19 protein-coding genes and 1 other RNA gene are annotated in these 21217 nt (G+C 32.6%); 2 read left to right on the top strand and 18 right to left on the bottom strand.

Translation table 11 applies throughout. The features are described 5' to 3' along the window. Window positions 1–6 precede the first annotated feature (6 nt). The 10 genes from EQ029_RS06090 to EQ029_RS06045 all read right to left on the bottom strand — a co-directional run bounded on the left by EQ029_RS06090 (window position 7) and on the right by EQ029_RS06045 (window position 11552). Complete coding sequence (locus tag EQ029_RS06090; RefSeq protein WP_016930855.1) at window positions 7–930, bottom strand: peptidase U32 family protein; 924 nt, start codon at window positions 928–930, stop codon at window positions 7–9. A 2-nt stretch (window positions 931–932) separates the two neighbouring features. Continuing rightward, complete coding sequence (locus EQ029_RS06085) at window positions 933–1568, bottom strand: O-methyltransferase (protein WP_037558167.1); 636 nt, start codon at window positions 1566–1568, stop codon at window positions 933–935. A 399-nt stretch (window positions 1569–1967) separates the two neighbouring features. After that, window positions 1968–2282, bottom strand: coding sequence for a DUF1292 domain-containing protein (locus tag EQ029_RS06080; protein ID WP_011275602.1), 315 nt, complete (start codon window positions 2280–2282; stop codon window positions 1968–1970). Window positions 2283–2296: 14 nt separating this feature from the next. Further along, complete coding sequence (gene ruvX / locus EQ029_RS06075; RefSeq protein WP_011275601.1) at window positions 2297–2725, bottom strand: Holliday junction resolvase RuvX; 429 nt, start codon at window positions 2723–2725, stop codon at window positions 2297–2299. Between the two features lie 3 nt (window positions 2726–2728). After that, on the bottom strand, window positions 2729–2989 hold the full coding sequence (locus EQ029_RS06070; RefSeq protein ID WP_011275600.1) for an IreB family regulatory phosphoprotein: 261 nt from the start codon (window positions 2987–2989) through the stop codon (window positions 2729–2731). Between the two features lie 66 nt (window positions 2990–3055). Then, window positions 3056–5686 carry an alanine--tRNA ligase gene (gene alaS / locus EQ029_RS06065; RefSeq protein ID WP_057504822.1) on the bottom strand — a complete coding sequence of 877 codons (2631 nt, stop codon included), beginning with the start codon at window positions 5684–5686 and terminating at the stop codon, window positions 3056–3058. A gap of 298 nt (window positions 5687–5984) precedes the next feature. Then, window positions 5985–8423: an SF1B family DNA helicase RecD2 gene (recD2, locus tag EQ029_RS06060; RefSeq protein ID WP_011275598.1), complete on the bottom strand. Its 2439-nt coding sequence runs from the start codon at window positions 8421–8423 to the stop codon at window positions 5985–5987. A gap of 1 nt (window position 8424) precedes the next feature. After that, on the bottom strand, window positions 8425–9096 hold the full coding sequence (locus tag EQ029_RS06055) for a tetratricopeptide repeat protein (RefSeq protein WP_172458791.1): 672 nt from the start codon (window positions 9094–9096) through the stop codon (window positions 8425–8427). 201 nt (window positions 9097–9297) lie between these two features. After that, complete coding sequence (mnmA, locus tag EQ029_RS06050) at window positions 9298–10410, bottom strand: tRNA 2-thiouridine(34) synthase MnmA (protein WP_011275596.1); 1113 nt, start codon at window positions 10408–10410, stop codon at window positions 9298–9300. A gap of 2 nt (window positions 10411–10412) precedes the next feature. Next, entirely contained in the window at window positions 10413–11552 is a 1140-nt protein-coding gene (locus tag EQ029_RS06045) for a cysteine desulfurase family protein (protein ID WP_016930850.1), read from the bottom strand. Between the two features lie 280 nt (window positions 11553–11832). On the opposite strand from EQ029_RS06045, the gene EQ029_RS06040 reads away from it, so the two are divergent. Beyond that, entirely contained in the window at window positions 11833–12846 is a 1014-nt protein-coding gene (locus EQ029_RS06040; protein WP_080388603.1) for an LLM class flavin-dependent oxidoreductase, read from the top strand. A gap of 221 nt (window positions 12847–13067) precedes the next feature. On the opposite strand, the gene EQ029_RS12760 is transcribed toward EQ029_RS06040, so the two are convergent. Both EQ029_RS12760 and cymR read right to left on the bottom strand, forming a co-directional pair. Beyond that, entirely contained in the window at window positions 13068–13202 is a 135-nt protein-coding gene (locus tag EQ029_RS12760; RefSeq protein WP_011275593.1) for an SAS049 family protein, read from the bottom strand. A gap of 141 nt (window positions 13203–13343) precedes the next feature. After that, complete coding sequence (gene cymR, locus EQ029_RS06035) at window positions 13344–13766, bottom strand: cysteine metabolism transcriptional regulator CymR (protein ID WP_033080142.1); 423 nt, start codon at window positions 13764–13766, stop codon at window positions 13344–13346. 85 nt (window positions 13767–13851) lie between these two features. On the opposite strand from cymR, the gene EQ029_RS06030 reads away from it, so the two are divergent. Further along, window positions 13852–15120, top strand: a complete 1269-nt coding sequence (locus EQ029_RS06030) for a replication-associated recombination protein A (protein ID WP_011275591.1) — start codon at window positions 13852–13854, stop codon at window positions 15118–15120. 62 nt (window positions 15121–15182) lie between these two features. Here the strand turns inward: EQ029_RS06030 and EQ029_RS06025 are convergent, their stop codons facing one another. The 6 genes from EQ029_RS06025 to dtd form a co-directional block, all read right to left on the bottom strand. After that, complete coding sequence (locus EQ029_RS06025) at window positions 15183–15959, bottom strand: tRNA threonylcarbamoyladenosine dehydratase (RefSeq protein WP_011275590.1); 777 nt, start codon at window positions 15957–15959, stop codon at window positions 15183–15185. Window positions 15960–16050: 91 nt separating this feature from the next. Next, window positions 16051–16241, bottom strand: a non-coding RNA gene (gene ssrS / locus EQ029_RS06020) — 6S RNA. Window positions 16242–16469: 228 nt separating this feature from the next. Next, window positions 16470–18236 carry an aspartate--tRNA ligase gene (gene aspS, locus EQ029_RS06015; protein ID WP_011275589.1) on the bottom strand — a complete coding sequence of 589 codons (1767 nt, stop codon included), beginning with the start codon at window positions 18234–18236 and terminating at the stop codon, window positions 16470–16472. A 17-nt stretch (window positions 18237–18253) separates the two neighbouring features. Continuing rightward, window positions 18254–19525, bottom strand: a complete 1272-nt coding sequence (gene hisS / locus EQ029_RS06010; protein ID WP_011275588.1) for a histidine--tRNA ligase — start codon at window positions 19523–19525, stop codon at window positions 18254–18256. Between the two features lie 360 nt (window positions 19526–19885). Beyond that, window positions 19886–20761, bottom strand: a complete 876-nt coding sequence (locus tag EQ029_RS06005) for an N-acetylmuramoyl-L-alanine amidase family protein (RefSeq protein WP_037558159.1) — start codon at window positions 20759–20761, stop codon at window positions 19886–19888. Beyond that, window positions 20758–21210, bottom strand: coding sequence for a D-aminoacyl-tRNA deacylase (gene dtd, locus EQ029_RS06000; RefSeq protein WP_011275586.1), 453 nt, complete (start codon window positions 21208–21210; stop codon window positions 20758–20760). Before dtd ends, EQ029_RS06005 begins: the two co-directional genes overlap by 4 nt. Between the last annotated feature and the right edge of the window lie 7 nt (window positions 21211–21217).

The following is a 21217-nucleotide window of genomic DNA, read 5'->3' as shown; positions in this document are numbered from 1 at the left end:
TCCTTTTTAATAAACTGTTTGTTTGTATAAGAATCCTTCATCAAATGGACGATGTTCTGGTTGAATTGCTTCAATTGGATCTACTAACATGAATTTTTCATCTTCATATGCTTCAGGATCTTCATTATATAAATCTATTGCTTCTCTGTATTGAGCTGTAACAGTGTTTATATATTCTTCGCTTTGCAGAATTCCATCTATCTTAAATGAATCAATTCCAGCTTCAAATAGTGGCTCGAGTTCTTCAATTAAGCAGATATCATTTGGAGACATTATATGTGTACCATTAAAATCTTCAAATACAGGATATTTATTATCACGTTCTTCGTCATATAGTAGTAACTCTTTATCATCATTTTCACGTTTAATCTTCATTTGTTTATCTTGGAAAGTATAATAGTTCCCAAGCAACATGCGTTTAGATTGGAACATACAAGTCATCCCATGTACTTGAACTTCAATTTCAACATTTGCATTCTCTTTTATATTTATTATTTCATCTAAGTTTAATTCTCTCGCTAGAAGCGCTCGTTTGGCACCTCTTTTTCCCCAATAGTTACATTGGAAATAGTTAGTTACTATAGTTTCAGCATCCCAATTTAGTGGTATCGGATTATGTTGATTTTTGACATTCATGACGACAGCAGGGTCACCAAATATAATTCGGTCTACTCTAACTTCATGTAAGAAATTAATATAGTCTTCCAATGCATTTAAATGATAATTGTGGAAAATGCCATTTACAGCAACATATATTTTTCTATCATGCTCATGCGCTAAATTGACTGCTTGTTTAATATCCTCACGATTAAACTCTCCTGGTAATCTTAACCCAAATTTTTGTTCACCAATGACAAATGCATCTGCACCAATATCTATTAGTGTTTCTAAATGACTTAATGATTTAGGAGTAACGAGTAATTCCGTCATAATTATTCTCCTTTAATTGATATAGCTAACCCATCATCCATATTTATAAAGTTAGTACTGTAATTTTCTAGACTAATTAGCCAATCATTAAATTTTTGAACTTTTTGAACCATTTGCTTAACATTTCTGGAGCGTACGATATCTATATTCGATACAAAACCGTGGTATAGAACATTATCTGTAATGACTAGTCCACCATTTCTTAATAGTGGTGTGTAATATTCAAAAAATTTCTTTGATTGAGCTTTTGCTGCATCAATAAAAATAATATCATATTGTTTATCATTGACTTCATTATATTGCTCTAAAGCATTTCCCTCTATAAGTCTTATTTGTGATGAGTAGCCATAAGTTTCGAAATTTGATTTAGCTTGTGTAATCATTTCCTCATCACGCTCTATAGTCGTAATATGTATATCATTTGATACGGATGCAAATTGCATTGAACTATACCCTATTGCAGTGCCAATTTCTAGAATGTTTTTTGCACGATGTATCCGAATTAATTGTTTAATCATCTCTAGGGATAATCTATCAACAATTGGTACAGCATTTTGCTCCGCATATTCTCTTAACGTTTCAATTTTATTATCTGTTTTACGATGTTTATCCAATAAATACTGCTGGTTAGCTTCCATTTATTTACTTCCTTTTTAAAGACAAAATGACATTAAAAAATAAACCAGTCGATATAGAGTTATCCGCTAAACTTTAAAAATTTAAATAAACTTAACCGTGCTAGGATAACTTATACTTATAAATGTATGACTGATTTAAATATTTATTAAAACTCATTGTCTACCTATAAGAATTTAACTTTAAATATTTTATCATATATTTGTTTGTAATTTAAGATGTAATATGTAAAAAAAACATGATTTAATCAATCAAAAAAGGAGCAGAATAGAACTCGAATTGAATTCATTATCCCACTCCCTATACAAAATTACTGTTCTGAATTATAAATTAAATCACATATTGATAGTTCAGTCAGCTAATTTAAATTAGTTTTAGTATTAAGTATTAAATCTAGAAAACTATTCTTCCATGTTTGTGTTAACTACTTCTTCAATCATGTCCCATTCTTCGTCAGTCTCGATAGGTACTAATTTACCACCATCGCCTGATTCATCAGGTTCATTAATCATTGGAATCAATTCAATCATGTCATCATCGTCAGATTGAGCACCTTCCTCAGCTAAAATAACATATTCTTTTTTAAATTCTGGATGGTAAAATTCCAACATTTTACGATATAAAACTTCGTTACCATTTTCATCGAATAAAGTTAATAACTCTTCTTCATTACTAATATCTAATTCTACATCGTGGTTATGATTATGTTCAGTCATTGTTTATTACTCCTTTATTGGATTGAATCTAAATAGCCTTGCAATATAAACACTGCTGCCATTTTATCAATTACTTTTTTTCTTTTTTGTCTAGATACATCTGCTTCAAGTAATGAACGCTCTGCTGCCATAGTACTTAATCGTTCATCCCACATAATTATCTCTATATCAGGTAAGCTTTCTTTGAGTAACTCCTTATATCTTAACGAAGCTTCTCCACGAAAGCCAATAGAATTATTCATATTCTTAGGTAAACCAATCACTACAGAACCAACGTTATTTTCTTTAATGATGGTCACTAATTGCTCTATACCATAATCTTCTAGTTCCTCGTTAATTCTTAGAGTGTCCAATCCTTGGGCAGTCCAACCCATTAAATCGCTTATAGCTACGCCAACTGTTTTACTACCTACATCCAAACCCAAAATTTTGTGAGTTAACATATACTATTTCTTATTCTCTTTTAAATAATTTGAAACGAGTTCTTCCATGATAACGTCACGATCAATGTGGCGAATTTGATTTCGAGCATCATTTTGACGAGGTATATATGCAGGATCACCTGAGAGTAAATATCCTACAATTTGATTTACAGCATTGTAACCACGCTCTTCTAAAGTTCGGTGTACGTTGTTTAACACTGTTTCAACATTATCTTTCGGAATTTCTTCATAGTCAAACTTCATTGTTTTATCAATATTATCCATAGATGCGACACTCCTCTAAAACGAATTATCTTACATACACCAATTTTACACTAGTTGATTACAAAGTTATATTTTTTTAATGTAATCTTTAATAAAGCGTAATGCTTCTGAGATATTCTCTGGTTGCGTACCGCCACCTTGAGCCATATCTGGACGACCGCCACCTTTACCACCAACTAATGGCGCCATATTCTTAATGATATCTCCAGCTTTAATTTTATCTGTCTGTTCTTTTGGTACAGTTGCTATTAGTGATACCTTTTCACCTAAATCACTTGCTAAGATTATAATAGCATCTTGTTGTTTAGATTTGAAATCATCCATAGTTTGTCTTATTTCTTTAGCATTAGAAACTTCAACTTCTGTAGCTAATACTTTAAAGCCATTAATTTCTTCAATTTGATCCTCAATATTGCCCATTTTAAGTGAAGTGATTTCCTTATTTCGCTGTTCTAATTGTTTATGAAGGTTCTTTTCTTCTTCTTGTAGCTGGACAATTTTATCAAATACTTGATTATCAGATTTAACTTTAACTTGATCTTTAATAGAATTAAATTTATTTTGAATATCTTCTAAATGTAAGAATGCTGACTTACCAGTAAATGCTTCAATACGTCTAACGCCTGCACCTGTACCTGATTCACTTATAATCTTGAAAAGTCCAATTTCTGCAGTATTATCAACATGTATACCACCACATAGCTCAATTGAGAACGGTGCCATATTAACAACGCGCACAATATCTCCGTATTTTTCTCCGAATAACGCCATAGCACCCATTTGTTTTGCTTCATTAATAGGCATCTCTTGTATATTAACTGAAATACCTCTCCAAATTTCTTCATTTACACGTCTTTCAACTTGATCAATTTCGTCTTGAGTCATCGGACCAAAATGTGAGAAGTCGAAACGCAAACGCTCACTTTCAACTAACGAACCTGCTTGATTTACATGTTCACCTAATACTTCTTTTAATGCAGCGTGAAGTAAATGAGTGGCACTATGATTTTTTTGGATGTCTTTTCTTTCATCCCTATTAACACTTGCATCTACATCACTATTAATTGTAACTTGACCAAATTGGATGACACCTTGATGTAAGTTTTGACCATTAGGTGCTTTAGTTACTTCAGTTACTTCAATCTCAAAGTTCTCATTACCTACTGTTCCTTTATCAGCTACTTGCCCACCACTAACTGCATAAAATGGAGTTTCTTTTAAAATGAAATATACAGTTTCTCCTGGTTCAGCAGATTCAACTTTCTCTCCATTATAAATTAAATCAGTTAACGTAGTCTGATAATCTGTAGTTTCATATCCGACAAATTTGCTTTCAGTGGTAATATTTTTAAGAACTTCACTTTGGATTTGCATTGATTGTGAACTTTGTCGAGCTTCTCTAGCTCGTGTACGTTGTTGATCCATTTCTTTTTCAAACGTTGCCATATCCACAGAGATGTTTTCTTGACTAGCTAATTCTTCTGTCAATTCAATTGGGAATCCATAAGTGTCGTATAATTTGAACGCATCTGAACCGTTAATTTCATTATTAGATGATTTAGCTTTTGCTAATAAATTATTCAAAATTGCTAAACCTTCTTGAAGTGTCTCATGGAAACGTTCTTCTTCTGATTTAATAACACGCTTAATAAAATCAGCTTTTTCTTTAACATTTGGATAATATGGTTCCATTATCTCTGCAACGATGTCAACTAACTTATACATAAATGGTTCATTAATGTCGAGAGTTTGACTAAATCTGACTGCTCTACGTAGAAGTCGACGTAAAACGTAACCTCTTCCCTCATTTGCAGGTAAAGCGCCATCAGCAATAGCAAATGCAATTGTACGAATATGGTCCGCTATTACCTTAAAGGCAATATCATGTTCGTTGTTTACTAAATATTTTTTGTCAGCTACTTTTTCAACTTCATTAATGATTGGCATAAATAAGTCTGTTTCATAATTTGTTCTTACGTTTTGAGAAACAGAGGCCATTCGTTCAAGCCCCATACCTGTATCAATATTTTTATTTGGTAATGGTGTATAAGTGTTGTCTTTATTATGGTTAAATTCACTAAAAACTAAGTTCCAAACTTCTAAATATCTTTCATTTTCCCCACCTGGATACATCTCTTCTGATGGATCATCTTGACCATATTCATCTCCACGATCATAGAAAATTTCAGTGTTAGGACCAGATGGACCCTCACCGATATCCCAGAAATTACCTTCTATTCTAATAATTCGACTTTCTTCTAATCCAATTTCATCATTCCAAATACGATAAGCTTCAGAATCTTCGGGATGAATAGTTACATATAATTTTTCAGGTTCCATGCCCATCCAGTTTTCACTAGTTAAAAATTCCCACGCAAAGTGGATTGCTTCTTTTTTGAAATAATCACCAATTGAAAAGTTACCAAGCATTTCGAAAAATGTATGATGTCGTGCAGTAAATCCTACATTTTCAATATCATTTGTTCTAATTGCTTTTTGAGAATTGACTATTCTAGGCTTTCTTGGTGTTTCTCTACCATCGAAATATTTCTTTAAAGTTGCTACACCAGAATTTATCCATAATAATGAATCGTCATCAATTGGCACTAAAGGGGCTGAAGGTTCAACCATATGACCTTTTTCGACGAAGAAATCAATATATTTTTGACGAATTTCACTAGCTTTTAAATTTTTCATTTCCGACACTCCTATATCAACATATTTTAACTAAAAACAAAAAAACGTTCATCCTCAAAAAAAGGGACGAACGTTTTCGCGGTACCACCCTAGTTATAAACAATCTATCTTTAAGCTGCAAAAATTATCGCTTGATAGAAAACATTTATCACTCAATTAAAATATAAAAATGACATGAAGTAGCGTTCAACAATATACATTGCACTTTTCACCAACCAGTACATCTCTATATAAGTAATAATTGCCTACTCATCTTCATGCGAACTTAAGATTATTTTAAGTATTTTCAAACTAAATGTCAACGCTCAACAAAATCATAAGGAGAAACATCCCCCATATTAATCATTGGATTGATTTGATATAACGTAGATTCACTTAAAATGACTTGATCATCTTTAGTATCAACGTCGTGAATTGTATTCATTGCCTCTTCATCTTTACTCACAGTATTTGAAATTGTTACATCACTTTGTTTATGGTCTATATCAAAATATGACAAGATTAGCTCTTGCAATTGTGTATGTCGTAATTGTCCTTGCGTATTTAATCCAATTTCAAATGCGGTTGAATCTCCAAGTAATACTAATGATTGTTTAGCACGTGTAAGTCCTGTATAAAGTATTGGTCGCTGTAACATTCTAAAATACTGCTTGACGATAGGCATAATTACAATAGGAAATTCAGATCCTTGTGATTTATGAATAGATGTGCAATAAGCATGTGTTAATTCTAATAAATCTTGACGAGTGAAAGTAATCTCGTTACCTTCGAAATCAACAACCATAACATCTTTATTTAAAGCATTTTCTTTAGCCCAAAATATACCAACAATTATTCCTATGTCACCATTGAAGATATTATCATTAGGACGATTAACTAACTGAAGAACCTTATCACCTTTACGAAACTTTATATCACCAAATTCAATTTCTCGTGTATCTTGTGCCTTAGGGTTTAAAATATCTTGTAATACTTGATTTAATCTTTTAATACCTGCGTTACCCTTATACATAGGCGCCAAGACTTGAATATCACTCATATCATAACCCTTATTAACTGCACTTGAAACTACTTTTTCAACTACTTTAGGAATTTGATCGACATTACAACTTATAAAACTCCTATCATGAAAACGCTTTGTAATATCTATTGGCTCACCGTGTTTCATACGATGCGCTAAATCGATGATACTTGAACCATCTTGTTGACGATAAACTTCAGTTAGATTAACTCGAGGTATTGCCTTCGAATCAATAAGATCCTTAAATATTTGACCTGGTCCAACTGAAGGTAATTGATCTTCATCACCGACTAAAATAATTTGTGCATCTAGGGGAACTGCACTTAAAAATTGGTGAAACAACCATGTATCTACCATCGACATTTCGTCAATAATTATGAGCTTTGCTTTAATTTCATTATCTAGAATGTCTTCTGGTTGTGTTTCTTGATTCCATCCAATTAGACGATGAATTGTCATTGCTTCCAACCCTGTAGATTCTTGTAATCGTTTAGATGCTCTACCTGTTGGTGCTGCAAGGACAATAGGATAGTCATCTTCTTGATAGTCTGAGTAACTAAGAGAAAGACCATGTACCTCTGCATAAAGCTCAACGATTCCTTTGATTACTGTTGTTTTACCTGTACCAGGACCACCGGTTAAAAGCATAATTTTAGAATTAATTGCAGTTTGTAAGGCCTCTTTTTGAGATGGTGCATAATGTACATTATTACTAGTCTCTATATCCCCTATATGTATCTGTAAATCAGATTGTTCTATTTCTTTTAGCTTATGTTTGTATGTTTTAATTCGATATAAATTTTGAACACTTTTGAGTTCGGAGTAATAAAGACTAGGAATGGCGACTCGCTCATTGTTTACAATAATTTTTTGTTCCTCATTTAATAATTCGAGAATATTTTCAAGCTGTTTTGAATCGATACTATCACTGGAATGAGCATCCATTAGCATGTCTAATGTCACTTCAATGGCATAATCTAGTGATAAATAGGTGTGACCTTGTTTTATACATTCTTCTTCTAGCGTATATAATAATCCTGCTTTCAATCGTTCTGGATCATTAAAACTGATGCCATTATTTCTAGCTAAAGTATCAGCTTTATTAAAACCAATTCCTTTAATATCATAAACGAGTTGATAAGGGTTATTTTCGAGCACATTTAAAGTCTCGGATTGGTAAAATTGATAAATCGCCATTGATAATTTAGGTCCGAAGCCTAAATCATGTAATCGAATCATAATTTTTTCGGACTCTTGATTGGCATTAATTTGATCAGCAATTTGCTTTTGTTTCTTTTTCGGTAAATTTGAAACCTTCTCTAAAACTGATGCGTCTGTCATAATATCATTTATCGCATTTTCACCAAGTGTATTTACAATATTTTGAGCAGTTTTTTTACCTATACCTTTGAATAAGTCACTTGATAAATATGTAATAATAGCATCCTTAGTTTGAGGGACCTCTTTTTCAAAAGTGTCGGCTTTCAATTGCTTGCCATAACGTGGGTGCTCTACCACTTGTCCTTTAAAAGTGTATACATCTCCTTCCACAATATTTGGAAAGAACCCTACAACTGTTGGTAAATTACCAAATGATTCATTAGTTTCAATTGTTTCCACTTTAATGACTGTATAGAAATTATCATTATTTTGAAATAAAATAGCATCTACAGTACCTTTAATCATTGAATAATCAAATAGTGTAGGGTCAGACATATTACTCCTCCTCATTCTTTATAGCTTCAAACGTTTTCTTAGCATGTTGACTTAGCAAGTGATTTGGATCTATAGATATAGCCTTGTCAAAATAAGACATAGCTAAATCAAGATCTTCAGTATCCATGTAAGTGGCTAAACCAAGATTATATAAAGCATCGACATGCTTTGAATCTATATCTAAAACAATTTTTAGTTGATTTATAGCTTGGTTAAACATTTCTAAATGACATAGTGCCAGACCATATTGAAATTGAACTTCTGCATCTTGATTCTTATCTAATTCTGCTGCAGTCATAAAGTAAGGTAAAGATTCTGTTGGTGCATCTAATTGGTTAAATGACATACCAATCATGTAATTAGTATCTATTTTATCCATATTGTATTTAGATGCCAATTGATATAGTTTAATAGCATCACGGTATTTACCTTGATCGTAATAAAGATTGGCTAAGTTGTAATACACTGCACCATTTTTATCATCAATCGTAATTGCTCGTTGAAAGAAACGCTCAGCCTTTTCAATTTCATTAATATCAGCTAATACTATTCCTGCATTGATATAATTTTCAATGGTATTTGGTTCTTCTTCTATGTTTTGAAATAAAGCTTTTAAAGCATCTTCAAGTTGACCATTTTGAATCCACTCATAAATCGTATCTTGTTTCGTTATCATGATTCCACCCAATCTTAAAATTATCTTACGAGAAACGCAGTATTTAATAAAATAAAGATGTAGTAGTATTTTGGAGCAAGACATAAACAATATTTTTGCAAAATTTATTTTAAGTCAATTACTGCCAATATATATTTGTAGCCTGAGGCATTGAATTATGTCCCAGGCTCTTAACAACTCCATCTTTTGTTGGTTTAATTAAACAACATAACTTAACTGACCTGTTGTTTTAAATACATCATCGATAGTTGCTCCACCTAGACAAACTTCCTCATCATAAAATACAACGGCTTGTCCAGGTGTGATAGCACGTACTGGTTCATCAAATGTAACGCGTAAAGCATTTTGACTTTCACGTTGAACAAAAACCTTAGTATCTTTTTGACGATATCTAAATTTAGCAGTACATTCAAATCCGTTGTCCAAATCAACTGGATTTACGAAAGAAAAATCGGAAGCTATTAAATAGTCACTATAGAGAGCATCATGATGGAAACCCTGTTCAACGTATAAAATATTGTCTTCTAAGTTTTTACCTACAACGAACCATGGATCACCATCTCCGCCGATACCAAGTCCATGTCTTTGACCAATAGTGTAATACATTAATCCGCTATGCATTCCCATTTTATCGCCATTCAACGTACGCATTTCTCCAGATTGAGCTGGTAAATATTGTGATAAGAATGTTTTGAAATTACGCTCTCCAATAAAACAGATGCCTGTAGAGTCTTTCTTTTTAGCTGTTGCTAAATCTTGCTCTTCTGCTATTTTACGAACTTCTTTTTTATCAATATCTCCAATTGGAAACATAACTTTAGACAATTGTTGTTGAGATAGTTGATTTAAGAAATAAGTTTGATCTTTATTATTATCTACACCTCGTAACATTTCTACATGGCCATCATCATGACGACGTATTCTTGCGTAATGTCCTGTTGCTACGTAATCTGCGCCCAATTTAAGTGCATGCTCTAGAAAAGCTTTAAACTTAATTTCTTTATTACACATTACATCTGGATTAGGCGTACGACCTTTTTTATACTCATCTAAGAAATAAGTAAAGACTTTATCCCAATATTCTTGTTCGAAATTAACGGCGTAGTATGGAATACCAATTTGATTACATACTGCGATAACGTCATTATAGTCTTCTGTTGCAGTACAAACACCATTCTCATCAGTGTCATCCCAGTTTTTCATGAATATTCCAATAACATCATACCCTTGGTCTTTTAGCACATGAGCTGTGACTGAACTGTCAACACCGCCAGACATACCTACAACTACACGTATATCTTTATTAGACACATTTATTCCTCCTTAAATTTATGATATATTTTGTGAATTTCAGCTACGATATATTTTATTTCTTGATCTGTTGTTAATTCATTAAAGCTAAATCTTACTGAGTGTTTAGCACGTTCTTCATCTTCATACATTGCTGCTAAAACATGAGAAGGTGTTGTTGAACCAGCTGTACATGCAGAGCCTGAAGATACATAAATGTTAGCTAGATCTAAAAGTGTTAGCAAAGTTTCCACGTCTATGAATGGGAAATATAAATTTAGAATATGTCCTGTTGTATCGATCATAGAACCATTTACCTCAAAAGGAATCGCACGTTCTTGTAGACTAACTAAGAATAATTCTTTTAATTGCATTAAATGTAAATTATTATCATCTCTATTCTTATGTGCTAATTCTAGTGCTTTTGTTAAACCAACAATTTGTGCTAAATTTTCTGTTCCTGCACGTCGTTTAGTTTCTTGTTCTCCTCCTAGTTGAGAGTACTCTATTGGGGTTTTATCTCTAACTAATAAGACACCTACACCTTTAGGACCGCCGAATTTATGTGCTGTCAAACTTAAAGTATCCATTTTAAAATCTTCAAAATTAACATCTAAGTGTCCGATTGCTTGAACTGCATCTACATGAAATAATGCGTTTGACTCACTAACAATATCTTCTATATCATACATAGGTTCAACAGTTCCAACTTCATTATTAACAAACATTATTGAAACTAAAATAGTGTCATTCGTTAATGCTTCTTTAAGTTGATGCAAATCTATTGCACCTGTATCATCTACATCTAAATAAGTGACATCATATCCTTCTTTTTCCAATTGTTCAAACACGTGTAAGACAGAATGATGCTCAATTTTAGTTGTAATAATGTGATTTCCAAGATGTTCATTTGCGTATACTAATCCTTTAATGGCTGTATTATTTGATTCAGTTGCGCCACTTGTAAAAATGACTTCGCTAGGCTTAGCATTCAATAATTTAGCAACTGTTCTTCTTGATTCATCTAGATAACGACGTGCATCTCTTCCTATAGAATGAATAGACGATGGATTACCAAAATGTGATTTATAAATTGTCATCATCTCTTCAATTACTTCTGGTTTGACAGGTGTAGTTGCAGCATAATCTGCATATACTTCCATTTTTAAGTACACTCCTCACAATATTATCAATGTTCCTATAATAGCACCTGAATAGAAATTTTTCTATATAGTTGTTCATAAACATAAATTTTTCCATTATTTAATATTTTAACACTCAACCACTTTCAAAATTAACCCCACATTAACTTATAAATATTTTTAAATGTACTTTAATTAAATTATTAATATTTTTTCACTAACATTATCGATTATGAGCATTTCAATATAAATTAAACTACATATTTTGTTAAACTGAACCATATTAATTTTATATGAGGAGATGAAAACTGTGGGTAATCTAAAGGTATCTGCATTAAATTTAGTTCCAATAAGAGAAGGTCAGAGTGATAAAGAAGCAATTGAGGATATGATTAGTTTAGCTCAAAAGTTAGATTCACTTAATTATGAAAGATACTGGATTGCAGAACACCATAACGCACCAAATTTAGTAAGTTCTGCAACTTCTCTATTGATTCAACATACACTTGAACATACGAAACGTATTAAAGTTGGATCTGGAGGGATTATGTTACCAAACCATGCTCCTCTAATAGTTGCGGAGCAATTTGGAACAATGGAAACACTTTTCCCAAACAGAGTTAATCTAGGCTTAGGTAGAGCTCCAGGGACTGATATGATGACAGCTAGCGCATTGAGACGTGATCAGCATAATGGCGTATATGAGTTTCCTGAAGAAGTTGAACAATTACAAACTTATTTTGGACCTGGAAATAAACAAGCTTATGTAAGAGCTTATCCTGCTGTAGGTAAAAATGTACCATTATACATTCTTGGATCATCTACTGATTCAGCTCATTTAGCTGCACGTAAGGGATTACCTTATGTCTTTGCAGGTCATTTTGCACCTCAGCAAATGAAAGAGGCTATTCAAATATATAAAGAACTATTTGAACCTTCTGACGTATTAGATAAGCCTTATATGATTGTATGCTTGAATGTGATAGTAGCTGAAAGTGATGAAGAAGCTGAATACCTAGCAAGCACTTTAGCTCAAGTATTTATTGGTATTGCTCGTGGTAGAATGCAACCAGTACAACCACCTACAAATGACTTACAAGCTCTTCTAACACCTAGAGAATTTGAAATGGCTAAACAAAGATTTAATGATTCGCTAATAGGTTCAGAGGAAACAGTTAAAGAGAAGTTAGAAGCATTTATTGAAGAATATGGTGAAATTGATGAAATCATGGGAATCAGCTATATTTATGATCAAGAAAAGCAATTTGAATCCTTCACTCGTTTACAGAATATTATTGAAAAATTGAATCAATAATCAATATTAAAATTTAAAATTGATGGATAGTGAGAGAATTAAGGTATAATTTGGAGTGGGATATTATTTAATCTCACTCCTTTTATTTGCTTATAAACATTTAGGTATTAGTGCTAAAACAACATTAAATTTAATAAAAATGTTTTGAATTACCTAATTTATAAATATTTATTTACACATAAAAAAGCGATAACATCAAATGTTATCGCTCAAAAATTTAATTATTTATCATCTTTTTTGTCATCGTTGTTTTTTTCAGTATATTCATTGATTTTGTCTTTAGCTTTATCAACTTGTTCGTTATCGCTATTTTTAAATTTATCTGCTGCATCTTTCGCTTTATCCATGAATCCCATAATGAAATTCTCCTTTCAAATTTAAGAATATTTTTATCGATCAAGTATCAAGTTAATTCTGAGATACAAAATAAAGAATGTACCGTACTGTTGTAATTATTATTTACCACACACATTTGTATATAAACATATTTTTTAAAATTAAATATAAAACATGTAACCATCAAGTTTATCATCAGTTTCGACATAGTCTGCTAGATATTTTAAAGTAGTATTATCTAATACTTCTCTAACAGCATCTCTCATTCTTAACCATAACTGTTTTTGTGCAGGTGGTTCTGATTCAATACTTTCGACTATCGTTATAGGACCTTCTAGTAAACGAATAATATCGCCTGCTTTAATTTCGTCAGCTGGTACTCTAAGTTGATAACCACCTTTGGCACCACGAACACTTCGAATTAAACCAGCATTTCTTAAAGGACCAACTAATTGTTCGAGATATAAATCACTCAAACTGTTTTCTTCAGCAATTGACTTTAAAGATACGCATCCTTGCCCTTCTCTTTTAGCAAGGGAAATCATTAAAGTTAAGCCGTATCTCCCTTTCGTTGATATTTTCATAACATTACCTCACTTAATTCGAATAATATATAATACCATTCTAGCATTTTTTCAGTTAAGATAGTATTAGAAAGGTGTGAAAATAGTGATTACAGAACCTTTAGCTTCAAGAATGAGACCTACTAACATTGACGAAATCATTTCGCAGCAACATTTAGTAGGACCTAGAGGCATTATTAGACGAATGGTTGAAACCAAAAGATTATCATCAATGATATTTTATGGGCCACCAGGCATTGGTAAAACGAGTATTGCGAAAGCAATTTCTGGTAGCACTGACTATAAATTTAGACAATTAAATGCAGTTACAAATTCAAAAAAAGATATGCAAATGGTAGTCGAAGAAGCCAAAATGTCTGGTCAAGTCATTCTTTTATTAGATGAAATTCACCGGTTAGATAAAGCTAAACAAGATTTCTTATTACCACATTTAGAAAATGGTAAGATCGTCTTGATTGGTGCAACAACTTCAAATCCATATCATGCAATCAACCCAGCTATTCGCTCAAGAGCTCAAATATTCGAACTGTATTCATTAGATCATGATGATGTGCGACTCGCAATCAATAGAGCATTAAATGATTCTCAACGTGGCTTAGCTAATTATCATCCCAAAGTAGATGAAGATGCATTAGAATATTTTGCTACGCAAAGCCAAGGAGATGTTAGAAGTGCTTTAAATGCTCTTGAATTGGCTGTTTTAAGTGCTTCAGTTGAAAATGAAATTAGACATATTACTCTCCAAGATGCTAAAGATTGTTTGCAAAAAGGTGCTTTCGTAAGCGATAAAGATGGAGATATGCACTATGATGTTATGAGTGCTTTTCAAAAATCAATAAGAGGTAGTGATGTAAATGCTGCATTACACTATTTAGCAAGATTAATTGAAGCTGGCGATTTACCGACTATTGTAAGACGCTTATTAGTCATTAGTTATGAAGATGTAGGATTGGCTTCACCTAATGCGGGACAACGTACGCTTGCAGCCATTCAATCGGCAGAGCGACTGGGGTTCCCGGAAGCGAGAATACCTCTTAGTCAAGCTGTAATTGAGCTTTCATTATCACCTAAATCCAACTCAGCAATCACTGCGATTGACAGTGCACTTAGTGACATACGTAAAGGTAATATAGGCCAAATTCCTGACCATTTACGAGATGGACATTATGCTGGAGCTAAAGATTTAGGTCGTGCCATAGGTTATAAGTACCCTCATAACTATGAAAATGGACACGTCATTCAACAATACTTGCCAGATAAACTCAAAAATAAAATTTATTATGAGCCTAAATCAACATCAAAAAGTGAACAACAATTTAAAACTATTTATGATAATTTAAGAAACAAAAAATAAAAAAGACTATGAATCAATTAGCCATTATAAATGACTTTTAAATTTGATTCATAGTCTATTATTTATATATTCCCTTTATCTTTAATACGGCGTACAGGTATATTTTTTAAAATGTCATTTACTACGTAACTCGCACAGATTAATCCTACTGTACTTGGTACAAATGCATTTGATGATGGAGGCATTTGCCCTTTACGATTAATAGCGTTTGCATCTCCAACGGTTGCTTTTACATCTTCACGAATTACAATAGGACTTTCATCAGAAAACACGACAGGTACACCCTTTTTTATACCTTGACGCTTTAGTTTATTACGAATAATTTTAGCCATAGGGTCCATATAAGTTTTAGAAATATCTGCTATTTTAAATCGTGTAGGATCAGTTTTATTAGCTGCCCCCATACTTGAAATCATCTTAATTCCTCGTTCTAAACACTCTTTCATCAGATGAACTTTATATATTATAGTATCACTTGCATCGATAAAGTAATCAATATCATAATTATTAAATAAATCCTCATATGTCTCCTCAGTATAAAACATGTGAAGTGGTGTTACTTTACAATCAGGGTTAATAAGTTTAATACGTTCTTCCATCAAAGTGACCTTACTTTGTCCGATAGTTGTAGTGAGTGCATGTATTTGACGATTGACATTTGTGATATCTACGTCATCTTTATCGATTAAAATAATATGACCAATATTGGTTCTTGCTAATGCTTCGGCAGCAAATGAACCAACACCACCTACCCCAAGAACTGCAACTGTTTTTTCTTTTAATAGATCTAAACCCTCTTGTCCATATGCTAATTCGTTTCTTGAAAATTGATGTTTCATTTTAAACTCCTTTATAAAAAACAATACGATAACTTTATATTAACAGAAAAAGACAAATAAAAATACGCAAGACATAAAGCCTTGCGTACCGGTAGAGTCCGTGATTGCCGTAGTTATAAAAAGCTTGATCATTCGGCCTGCTATATACAGGTGGGTGCCCTGTTTCTTGTTTTGCAAGTCCTCCAATTGAGGCGTGTGCGCTGCAAGAAAACCTATTGGGCTCCCTGATCAAAAAGTGTTAGGCCCAAATAAAAAGCAAACGTACGAACAATACAGATGACTACCTTATGTTTATATATTACCACAGAGGTATAAATAAAGAAATCCTTATGAACTAGATAGAAATGTATATTTTGTGAAGCAAAACTATAATAAAATTAAGTTTAAATAATATTATTATAGTTTTTTAAAGACTGAATATAATTCTAAAAGAAAAACACTAAATAAAAGTCACCAAAATCTATTGTGATTTCGATGACTAATGTATTTATATCCTTCTATATGTTAAATCTAATGACGAATACGTAAAGAAAGCTCTTCTAATTGTTTATCTGAGACTTCACCTGGTGCATCTGTAAGCAAGCAAGTCGCAGAAGCTGTTTTAGGGAATGCAATTGTATCACGTAAGTTTGTACGATTAGTTAGTAGCATTACTAAACGGTCTAAGCCTAGTGCAATACCGCCATGTGGTGGTGCACCATATTTAAATGCATCTAATAAGAATCCAAATTGTTCTCTAGCTTGTTCTTTAGTGAATCCTAATACTTCAAACATTTTTTCTTGTAATTCACCGTCTGCAATTCTGATTGATCCCCCACCTAATTCATAACCATTTAAAACGATGTCATATGCATTCGCTTGTGCGTTTTGAGGTTCTGAATCTAATTTACTAATATCCTCTTGTTTAGGTGAAGTAAATGGATGATGTGCAGCTACATAACGTTTAGCATCTTCATCATATTCTAATAACGGCCAATCTGTTACCCATAAGAAATTAAGTTTATTTTCATCAATTAAACCTAATTCTTTGGCAATTTTAATACGTAAAGCACCTAAACTTTGAGCTACTACATTTGGTTTATCAGCGACAAACATTACTAAGTCTCCTGATTCAGCTTGTGTAAGATCTTTTAAAGTTGCAACATTTGAATCTTCAAAGAAACGAGCGATTGGACCACTCAATCCATCATCAACAACTTTTACCCATGCAAGTCCTTTAGCACCATAAATATTTACGAATTCTGTTAATGCGTCCATGTCTTTACGAGTATAATTGTCGGCTGCACCTTTAGCTACAATGGCTTTTACTTCGCCGTTATTTTCTACAGTATCTTTAAATACTTTAAAGTCCATTTCACGACCTAACTGTGATACATCTTTAAGTTCCATTTCAAAACGAGTATCAGGTTTATCTGAACCATAGCGTCTCATCGCTTCTTCATAAGTCATTCTAGGGAAAGGACCTGATACGTCAATGCCTTTAACATCTTTAACAACTTTTCGTAACATTTCTTCACCCATTTGAATCACATCTTCTTGATCAACGAAACTCATTTCAATATCGACCTGAGTAAATTCAGGTTGACGATCTGCACGTAAGTCTTCATCACGGAAACATTTAACAATTTGATAATATTTGTCAAAACCACTAATCATTAATAATTGTTTAAATAATTGAGGTGATTGTGGTAATGCATAAAATTCTCCTTCATGAACTCGAGAAGGTACTAAATAATCTCTGGCACCTTCTGGTGTAGATTTAGTTAAAACAGGAGTTTCAATATCGAAGAAACCATTGTTATCTAAATATTCACGAATAGCGCGTGTTGTTTGATGTCTCATTTTGAATGTTTGTGCCAACTCTGGACGTCTTAAATCTAAATAACGGTATTTTAAACGGATGTTTTCATCAACATTTTGATTTTCTTCATTAATAGAAAATGGTGGTGTTTCTGATTTATTGATAATTGATATATTAGAAACTTGTACTTCTACTTGACCAGTTTTAATTTTAGAATTCACAGTATCAGGATCTCTCTTTGTTACTGTTCCCTCAACTTCAACTACATATTCTGATCTTACTGTTTCAGCAACACTTAAAGCTTCTTCAGAGAAATCAGGGTTAAAGACGATTTGCACGATACCTTCTCTGTCACGTAAATCGACAAAGATTAAACCACCTAAGTCACGACGATTATGAACCCAACCTTTTAAAGTAACTTTCTGGTTTAAAAGTTCTTCTGTAACTAAACCACAATACGTTGTTCTTTTACTCATTTATATTCTCCTTTTTATTAATTATTTTTTTCTTGAAAATAATTTACTAAGTTATTTAAGTTAATAGTTTCTGTTTCACCTGTTGACATGTCTTTGACATCAATCACTTCATTTTCAAGCTCTTGATCACCGATAACAACAGTATATTGAGCATTCAAGCGATCAGCTTGTTTCATTTGGCCTTTAACTTTACGTTGTAAATAATCTTTGTCGGCTTTTATACCCGATTTTCTGAGTTGATTTAAAAGCTTAACGCTGTATCGTTCAGCTTCTTCACCCATAGTAACGATAAAAAGATCAAACGTATCCTCGACGTCCAATTCAATTCCTTCTTCTTCAAGCGCCAATAACAATCTTTCAATACTTAAAGCGAAACCAATACCCGTTTGATTTGGTCCATCTAATAATTCAAGCAGTCCATTATATCGACCACCACCACATAAGGTAGTTATTGCACCATCATAATTAGGATTATCCATCATTAACTCAAAAGCAGTGTGTGTGTAATAATCAAGGCCACGTACAAGGTTAGGATCTTCAACATATGAAATACCTAAATCATCTAAGTGAGTCTTCACTTCATTAAAGTAAGCTTTTGAATCGTCATTTAAGTAATCAGTAATTCTTGGCGCATTTTTAACCGCTTCTTTATCTCTATCAATTTTGCAATCTAGTATTCTCATTGGATTTGTGTGTAATCTTGATTTACAATCATCACAAAATGTATCTATCACTGGCTCAAAATGACGTATTAGTGCCTCATTATATTCTTTACGTGAATCAGCATCACCAATACTATTGATAACTAATTTTAAATGTTTAAGACCAAATGATTCATAGATATGCATCACCATAGCTAGAACTTCAGCATCCATGCTCGGATTTTCAGCGCCAATCGCTTCAACGCCGAATTGAGTGAATTGACGGTATCGTCCTTTTTGTTTACGTTCATATCTGAACATTGGCCCATTATAATATAATTTAACAGGCTGATTTGGAATACCTTGCATTTTATTCTCAATGTATGAACGTACAACAGCTGCAGTTCCTTCTGGTCTTAAAGTTATGCTTCTGTCACCTTTATCTTTAAAAGTGTACATTTCTTTTTGTACGACATCTGTAGAGTCACCCACGCCACGTGCAAACAAATCTGTACTTTCAAATATCGGCGTGCGGATTTCTTTATAATTGTATAATTTCATTAATTTATCAAGTTGATTTTCAATGTAACGCCATTTACTAGAATCTTCAGGTAAGATATCTTGTGTACCTCTAGGAATTCTAATCACACAATCACTCCTTCTTTGTATTTTTACAAACTCTCTTTAATAAAAAAAGTCCCTTATATAGCATTTCTACTATACAAGGGACGAATCGCCGTGTTGCCACCCTAATTGTAATTAAATTCGTTAGTAAAACTTAATTACCACTCAAAACGTGTAACGTACGTCAAACGGCTTAATCTATTAAAGCACCTGTTCTTGTGTTCAAAGTAATAAATTACTCAGTATAATCTTCCAGCCATGGATTATATCTCTTCACAATATCAATTATTGCTACCTCTTTCATTTATACTTTCAAGAATCATAACGGTATTATATATAAAGTTCACTAATTATAATAACGAGTTTATGCATAGTTTGCAAGCTTTAAGATGCAAAATATTGTTTTAAACCATCCACTACAGCTTCCTCTACAACTTGTCGATGGATTTGATTTCGTATCATTACCTCATCTGTTGGATTACTTATATATCCTAATTCTAATAATACGGCTGGCTTATTGGTTTGTCTGAGTACTTGGAAGTTCTCTTGTCGAGTTCCTCTATTAAACAACATGGCTTTCTTTTGTATGTTTGTATTTAACGTTTCAGCTAAAGCTTCTTGATTATTTTTATACCAATAAACAGTTGCACCATTAGCATTAGGACTATCAAGAGAATCATTATGTATACTAATGTATGCATCACCATTAAGTTTTCTATCATCTAAGCTAACATATGTATCATCAGAACGTGTTAATTTAACTGTTGCCCCCGCTTTTTCAAGAGCACGTCTCAGTTCTTTAGCTGTTTTTAAAGTATAGTTCTTCTCCAAACTCTTTTTTGAAGTATTACTGGATGCACCCTGGTCATTGCCTCCATGGCCAGGATCTAAGACAATGACCTTATTTTTCAAAGGGTTTACTTTTTTATTCGCACCCGCTTCAATATTTAAGCTTGTGTGCCATCCAGCTATCCAACCTTTTTCAGAACCATCTCTGCTTTCAACTTCTATCCATTTACCTGATTTACTCAATCTAGTAAACGTATCACCTTTTTCGACTTGGTAAATCACAGGATAAGCAGCATTTGGACCAGTTCGTAACTCAGCATTCTCTGAAACTGTAATTCTATTACTCCCTTGATCACTATGATTCATTAACATAAATAATAATATTAAAAATAATATAAAAGCACCTACAACTATCAATGTTGTTAGATTTTTAAGGTCATGTTTAGATAACCATGCATCTACTTTGTTCATATTATTTTGCCATCCTGACTTTCATAGATAATAGTAACTGGACCATCATTGATAATTTCAACTTCCATATCAGTACCAAATTCACCTGTTTTCACTTCAACGTCATAAGCTTTTAAAGCAGTGTTAAATTTTTCGTATAACACATTAGCTTCTTCAGGATTTTTTGAATTTGAAAATCCTGGTCTATTACCCTTACGTACATCAGCATATAAAGTAAATTGTGAAATAGATAAAATTTGACCTTCAACTTGTTGGATATTTAAATTAAGTTTGCCATTCTCATCTTCAAACAAACGAGCGTTAATAATCTTTTTAGCAACTGCATCTATATCTGCTTCTGTTGTATCCTTACCTATTCCGACTAAAAGACAGAAACCCTTGTCGATTTCATTGTGAATGCTTTTATTTGTAACTGCTGCTCTTTTTACTCTTTGTACAACTACTTTCATATTAATA

It is taken from the genome of Staphylococcus haemolyticus (assembly GCF_006094395.1).
In the GTDB taxonomy this organism is placed as follows: Bacteria; Bacillota; Bacilli; order Staphylococcales; family Staphylococcaceae; genus Staphylococcus; species Staphylococcus haemolyticus.
This window is presented reverse-complemented; position numbering and strand designations above follow the sequence as displayed.

Excerpts from the sequence above, each read along its gene's own strand:
- EQ029_RS06090 (WP_016930855.1), bottom strand. The coding sequence starts at position 930 with ATGACGGAATTACTCGTTACTCCTAAATCATTAAGTCATTTAGAAACA.
- EQ029_RS06085 (WP_037558167.1), bottom strand. The coding sequence starts at position 1,568 with ATGGAAGCTAACCAGCAGTATTTATTGGATAAACATCGTAAAACAGAT.
- EQ029_RS06080 (WP_011275602.1), bottom strand. The coding sequence starts at position 2,282 with ATGACTGAACATAATCATAACCACGATGTAGAATTAGATATTAGTAAT.
- ruvX (WP_011275601.1), bottom strand. The coding sequence starts at position 2,725 with ATGTTAACTCACAAAATTTTGGGTTTGGATGTAGGTAGTAAAACAGTT.
- EQ029_RS06070 (WP_011275600.1), bottom strand. The coding sequence starts at position 2,989 with ATGGATAATATTGATAAAACAATGAAGTTTGACTATGAAGAAATTCCG.
- alaS (WP_057504822.1), bottom strand. The coding sequence starts at position 5,686 with ATGAAAAATTTAAAAGCTAGTGAAATTCGTCAAAAATATATTGATTTC.
- recD2 (WP_011275598.1), bottom strand. The coding sequence starts at position 8,423 with ATGTCTGACCCTACACTATTTGATTATTCAATGATTAAAGGTACTGTA.
- EQ029_RS06045 (WP_016930850.1), bottom strand. The coding sequence starts at position 11,552 with ATGGAAGTATATGCAGATTATGCTGCAACTACACCTGTCAAACCAGAA.
- EQ029_RS06040 (WP_080388603.1), top strand. The coding sequence starts at position 11,833 with ATGAAAACTGTGGGTAATCTAAAGGTATCTGCATTAAATTTAGTTCCA.
- EQ029_RS12760 (WP_011275593.1), bottom strand. The coding sequence starts at position 13,202 with ATGGGATTCATGGATAAAGCGAAAGATGCAGCAGATAAATTTAAAAAT.
- cymR (WP_033080142.1), bottom strand. The coding sequence starts at position 13,766 with ATGAAAATATCAACGAAAGGGAGATACGGCTTAACTTTAATGATTTCC.
- EQ029_RS06025 (WP_011275590.1), bottom strand. The coding sequence starts at position 15,959 with ATGAAACATCAATTTTCAAGAAACGAATTAGCATATGGACAAGAGGGT.
- aspS (WP_011275589.1), bottom strand. The coding sequence starts at position 18,236 with ATGAGTAAAAGAACAACGTATTGTGGTTTAGTTACAGAAGAACTTTTA.
- EQ029_RS06005 (WP_037558159.1), bottom strand. The coding sequence starts at position 20,761 with ATGAACAAAGTAGATGCATGGTTATCTAAACATGACCTTAAAAATCTA.
- dtd (WP_011275586.1), bottom strand. The coding sequence starts at position 21,210 with ATGAAAGTAGTTGTACAAAGAGTAAAAAGAGCAGCAGTTACAAATAAA.